A 5,345-nucleotide genomic window follows, 5' to 3' on the forward strand; every position below is an offset into this window, starting at 1 on the left:
CCGCCGGCCAGCACCAGGCGCGCCGCCGGATACGCCTGGCGCACGAGGGCGAAGGCGCGCACGGCGCTGGCGTTGTCGTACAGGGCTTCCAGGTGGCGCGCGACGAGGATGCGCGGCCCGCCCGCCGGCGCCGCCTCTGCCGCGGCTGCGGCGGGCGCAAAGCGGGCCAGGTCCACCACGTTGGGCACGATGTGTGCCGTGAGCCCGTGCTGCTCGAAGAGGCGGGCCAGGAAGGCCGAGGGCACGACGATGGCGCTGGCGCGGCGCAGGCTGAGCGACACCAGGCGCGGCGCGCGGGCGAAAAAGGCTGCCGCCTCGCCGCCCCGGTAGTTGAGCAGGGCCGGCTTGCCTTTCAGGCTGGCGATCCACAGCGCGGGCGCGGCCTGCAGATGCCAGGACCAGCCGGAATTGGCCATGATGTGGAACAGGTCGACCGTATTGGCGGCGCGCGACAGCCGCCACAGGTGCACCGGCAGGCGCAGCGCGGCGCGCAGGTAGCGGATGCGCGCCAGCCAGGGCGGCAGCACGGGGCCGTTGACGGCCAGCAGCTGCACCTGCGCGCCTTCGGCATGCAGCAGCGCCGCCAGCTGCCGCGTCTGGTTAGCCATGCCGCCGGCCGGCGGCGGCATGGGACCGACCAGAGCGATGCGCAGGCCGGACAGCTTCATGGCCGCATTTCCTGCGGCAGGTCCGGCGATCCGGCCGGCGCCGTCACGCGCGCATATACGTGCGCATAACGGGCCACGCTGGCGGCCCAGCTGCGCTCCGTTTCCACGAAGGCGCGCGCCTGGCGCCGCAGCGGCGTCCAGCTGTCGGGCGCCAGCAGCAGGGTCAGCACCGTCTGCGCCAGCGCGCCGGCGTCACCGGCGCGAAACAGCAGGCCCGTTTCGCCATGGGCCACCAGTTCGCGGTGGCCGCCCACGTCGGACGCCACCACGAGCCGGCCCTGCGCCATCGCCTCGAGCGGTTTTAATGGCGTCACCAGCTCCGTCAGGCGCATGGGCAGGCGCGGGTAGACGCAGATGTCGAGCAGCTGGTAGTACGCGGCCACCTGCGCATGGGGCACGCGGCCGGCGAAGACGACGGCGCCATCGACGCCCAGCTGCGCCGCCAGCGCGCGCAGCGCCGCTTCCTGCGGGCCGCCGCCGGCCAGCAGCAGGCGCAGGGCCGGCTGCGCGGCCAGCATGCGCGGCATGGCCTGCAGCAGCAGGGCCAGGCCCTCGTAGGCGTAGAACGAGCCGATGAAGCCGATCACCAGGTGGCCGTACAGGCCCAGTTTATGCGCCAGCCAGTGGTCTTCGGGCGCGGTGGTGCTGAAGGCGCCCGCATCGACGGCGTTCGGGATCACGGTGATCTTATGCGCGGGCACGCCGCGCGCGCGCAGTTCGCGGCGCAAGCCTTCGCAGATGGTGGTGACGGCGTCGGCGCGGCGCAGCGCGTGGTTTTCCAGCGCCCGCGTGAGCCGGTAGCGCAAGCCGCCGGGCCGGCTGCTGCCATGGTCGGCGGCCGCGTCTTCCCAGAAGGCCCGCACTTCGTACACGACGGGGATGCCCAAGGCGCGGCCCGCATTCAGGGCGGCGATGGCGTTCAGGGCGGGCGAATGCGCGTGCAGGATGTCGGGCCTGAGCCGCCGCGCCAGCCGGCGCAGGCGCACGGCCAGTCCCACGATGACGGCCGCCTGGCGCAGCACGGGCAGGCGCGCCCACCAGCGGCGGCTGGGCGCCGTGCGGTAGAAATGCCAGCCGTCGACCAGCTGCTGCGCGCCCTCGGACGGCCCCTGCTTGGCGCCCGTCAGCTGCACGGTGTGCCAGCCCAGCGCCCGCTGCTGCCGCAGGATGGCCAGCGTGCGGAAGCTGTAGCCGCTGTGCAGCGGCAGCGAATGGTCGAGGATGTGCAGGATGCGCATGGCCTATCCTATCGTCGCCAGGGGCGCCGGCGCGGGCGAAGGCTGCGCGCCGGCCGGCAGCACCTGGCGCAAAAAGGCGTCGAACATCAGGAGCGACCAGAGCGGCGCGCTGTAGTCGCGCCGTCCGGACGCATGCTGCTCGAGCAGCTGGCGCACATAGTCCATGTCGAACAGGCCGCACTGCGCCAGCGTGGGACCCAGCAGCCGCTGCTGCAGGCGCTGGCGCAGCGGCCCGCGCAGCCAGGCGGCCAGCGGCACGGAAAAGCCCATCTTGCGGCGGTACAGCAGTTCGTCGGGCAGCAGCGGACGCAGGGCCTTCTTCAGCAGGTATTTGCCTACGCCGCGGCGCAGTTTCAGCGGCGGCGGCAGGCCGGACATCCACGCCACCAGTTCATGGTCCAGCAGCGGCGAGCGCACTTCCAGCGCGTGGGCCATGCTGGCCCGGTCCACCTTGGTCAGGATGTCGCCGGGCAGGTAGGTCTTCAGGTCGAGGTACTGCACCTGCGACAGCGGATCCTGCGCAGGGCTGGCCAGCGCGTGTCGGCGCAGCACTTCGACGGCCCGGTAGCCTTGCAGGCTGCGCCGCAGCTCGGGGCTGAACAGGCGCGCGCGCATGGCGTCGCCCAGCAGGCTGACGCCGTGAAAATACGCGTCCGTCGTGTCGCGCGCCAGGCCTTCGAAGGTGGTCCTGGCGCGCAGGAAGCGCGGCGCCCGGTCGGCCTTCGGATACCAGCGCCCGAGGGCGCCGAACAGCGACTGGCGCAGGCCCGCCGGCAGCAGGCCCCTGAGCTTTTCCTCGCGCGTGTGCAGGCGGTAGCGCCGGTAGCCGGCCATGCTTTCATCGCCGCCGTCGCCGGACAGGGCCACCGTGACCCGCTGGCGCGCCAGCTGGCACACGCGGTAGGTCGGCATGGCGGAACTGTCGGCGAACGGTTCGTCGTACAGATTGGCCAGCAGGTCGATCAGCTCGAAATCGTCCTGCGCCACCTGGCGCGCGTGGTGCAAGGTGCCGTAGCGGCGCGCCACCAGGTCGGCGTAGCGCGCCTCGTCGTAGGCCGGGTCGCCGAACGAGATCGAGCAGGTATTGACGGGCGCGGCGCTGGCGCCGGCCATCAGCGCCACGACGGCGCTCGAATCGACGCCGCCGGAGAGAAAGGCCCCCAGCGGCACTTCGGCCACCATGCGGATGCGCACGGCCTCGCGCAGGCGCGCCAGCAGTTCGTCGGCCAGCTGCGCCTCGCCCGCCGCGGCATGCGGCGTGAACGGAATGTCCCAGTAGGGCCGCGGCGCGGGCAGCGGCCGGCCGGCGCGGATCGAGAGGGTATGCCCGGGCGGCAGCTTGCGCGCCTGGCGGAAGATGCTGCGCGGCTCGGGCACGTAGCCGTAGGCGAAATACTCTTCCACGGCCAGCGGATCGAGGTCGCGCGGCATGGCCGGATGCGTGAGCAGGGCTTTCAGTTCGGAGCCGAACAGCAGGGTGCCGTCGTCCGCCTCGCCGTAATACAGGGGTTTCACGCCCAGGCGGTCGCGCGCCAGGAACAGCAGGTGGCGGCGGCGGTCCCACAGGGCGAAGGCGAACATGCCGCGCAGGCGCTGCACGCACTGTTCCCCCCATTGCTCCCAGGCGTGGACGATGACTTCCGTGTCGCTGCTGGTGCGGAAGGCGTGGCCGAACTGGCGCAGCTCGGCCATCAGGCTGCGGTAGTTGTAGATTTCGCCATTGAAGACGATGGCGATGCTGCGGTCGGCGTTGAACAGCGGCTGCTGGCCGCTGGCCAGGTCGATGACGGACAGGCGCCGGTGCGCCAGTCCCAGTCCCGGTTCGCGGTGCAAGCCCCCTTCATCGGGGCCGCGGTGGCGCAGGCTGTGGTTCATGCGCGCCAGCAGGGCAGGATCGATGTCGCGCTGGCCCTGCAGGTCGAAGATGCCGCTGATGCCGCACATGGGATGCCTTTCAGGGATAGGTGGACAGGGGCGAAGGCTGCGGCGCGCCCGTCAGCCGGTCGTACACGGCCAGGTAGGCGCCGGCCATGGCGGGCAGGCTGTGTTCGGCCAGCACCAGGCGCCGCCCGCGCGCGCCGTGGCGGGGACCGAGCTCCGGCATGCTGTAGTAGTCGAGCATGGCGTCGGCCAGCATGTCGGGCGAGCCGGGCGGCACCAGGGTGCCGTTCCAGCCTGACTGCACCAGTTCCACATTGCCGCCCACCTGGGTGGCGACGATGGGCAGCCCCGTCGCCATGGCTTCGAGGATGGTGTTCGAGCTGCCTTCGGCCAGCGACGGCAGCACGAACAGGTCCATGGCCCGCAGCAGCTGGGCCACGTCGTCGCGCGCGCCGGGCAGCCAGGCCAGGTGGGCCGCGCCGGCCTGCTGCAGCAGGGTCAGGCAAGCCTGGCGGCAGGGGCCGTCGCCGACGAGGATCAGCCGCAGGCGCGCGTGGGCGCCGGGCTGGGCCAGCAGGAGCAGGAAGGCCTGCACCAGCGACGCATGATCCTTGACGGCCGCCATGCGGCCCACGCTGCCGATGACGAAGGCGCCGTTGCGCAGGAAGCCGGGCGGGCCGACGGCCGCCGTCGGCCCCAGGCGCGGGTGGAAATGCACGCTGTCGACGCCGTTGCCGATATGCGTGACGCGCTCGGGCGCGGCGCCGATGACGTCCACCAGCCATTGCCCCAGGTCGGCGCTGACGGCGATGAAGTGGTGCACGAAGGGCAGCATGCATTTGCGCAGCAGCCGGTATTTGCGGCTGGTGCCGTGCAGGTCGCTGATGTCGCGCCCGTGTTCGCCATGCACGCGCAGGCGCACGCCGGCCAGCCAGGCCAGCAGCTGGGCTTCGATGCAGCCCAGGTTGCGCGTGTGCACCATGGCTGGCTGCAGCCGCTTGAACACGCGGTACAGGCGCGCGTAGTGGCGCCAGTCCTTGCCTTCGCGCTTGTCCAGGCTGATCACTTCCACGCCGGGCGCCGTCAGCCGCTGGCGGAACGCCGTGGCGTTCTTCAGGCAGACGATGGCGTGGCGGTAGCGCTCGGGCGGCAGGTGGTTGAGCAGGTTCACGAGGCCGTTCTCCAGGCCGCCCACGTCGAGCTGGTGGATCACGTGCACGATCAGGGGCCGGGCGTCGCCGCCCGCCGCGTGGCCGCTGGGCAGCTCAGGCGCCATGGGGCGGCTCCTGCAGGCGGCGCACGATGGCCGGCAGCGCGGCGCGCAAAAACGCTTGCAGCGCCGCGCGCGGCGGCGGCGCCAGCTCGTCGTAGGCGGCCATGACGATGATTTCCGCGCCATCCTGGCGCGTGCCCAGCAGCTTGGCTTGCGCCAGCAACAGTTTCACGAGGACGGGTTCTGCCGTGGCGACGCCGCCCTGGCGGTAGAAGCGCCAGACGAGCAGCCGTTCGCCGCCGTGCGCCAGCACGCTTTCGCGCACGGCCAGCGGCCCGCCCGCCA

The 5,345-nt window shown here is 72.2% G+C and carries 5 protein-coding genes; all 5 read right to left on the minus strand.

The genetic code is table 11. The features are described from left to right. A partial coding sequence (locus tag CBW50_RS27920) for a glycosyltransferase (RefSeq protein WP_139842690.1) occupies positions 1-668 on the minus strand: 668 nt, incomplete at its 3' end. Beyond that, positions 665-1,906: a TIGR04063 family PEP-CTERM/XrtA system glycosyltransferase gene (locus CBW50_RS27925; RefSeq protein ID WP_086148507.1), complete on the minus strand. Its 1,242-nt coding sequence runs from the start codon at positions 1,904-1,906 to the stop codon at positions 665-667. The genes CBW50_RS27920 and CBW50_RS27925, both read right to left, overlap by 4 nt. 3 nt (positions 1,907-1,909) lie before the next feature. Continuing rightward, a complete protein-coding gene (locus CBW50_RS27930; protein ID WP_086148508.1) occupies positions 1,910-3,850 on the minus strand; it encodes an XrtA/PEP-CTERM system amidotransferase in 1,941 nt (646 codons plus the stop codon). 10 nt (positions 3,851-3,860) lie between these two features. After that, positions 3,861-5,063 carry a TIGR03088 family PEP-CTERM/XrtA system glycosyltransferase gene (locus CBW50_RS27935; protein ID WP_086148509.1) on the minus strand — a complete coding sequence of 401 codons (1,203 nt, stop codon included), beginning with the start codon at positions 5,061-5,063 and terminating at the stop codon, positions 3,861-3,863. After that, positions 5,053-5,345: exosortase C-terminal domain/associated protein EpsI (locus tag CBW50_RS27940; RefSeq protein ID WP_086148510.1), on the minus strand; the 293-nt coding region annotated here is incomplete at its 5' end. The genes CBW50_RS27935 and CBW50_RS27940, both read right to left, overlap by 11 nt.

Origin of the sequence: Janthinobacterium sp. GW458P, assembly GCF_002127585.1 — a bacterium.
Classification (GTDB): domain Bacteria; phylum Pseudomonadota; class Gammaproteobacteria; order Burkholderiales; family Burkholderiaceae_D; genus Janthinobacterium.

Bases quoted from the DNA above. Each gene is read 5' to 3' on its own strand.
- CBW50_RS27930 (WP_086148508.1), bottom strand. From the start codon at position 3,850: ATGTGCGGCATCAGCGGCATCTTCGACCTGCAGGGCCAGCGCGACATC.
- CBW50_RS27935 (WP_086148509.1), bottom strand. From the start codon at position 5,063: ATGGCGCCTGAGCTGCCCAGCGGCCACGCGGCGGGCGGCGACGCCCGG.
- CBW50_RS27925 (WP_086148507.1), bottom strand. From the start codon at position 1,906: ATGCGCATCCTGCACATCCTCGACCATTCGCTGCCGCTGCACAGCGGC.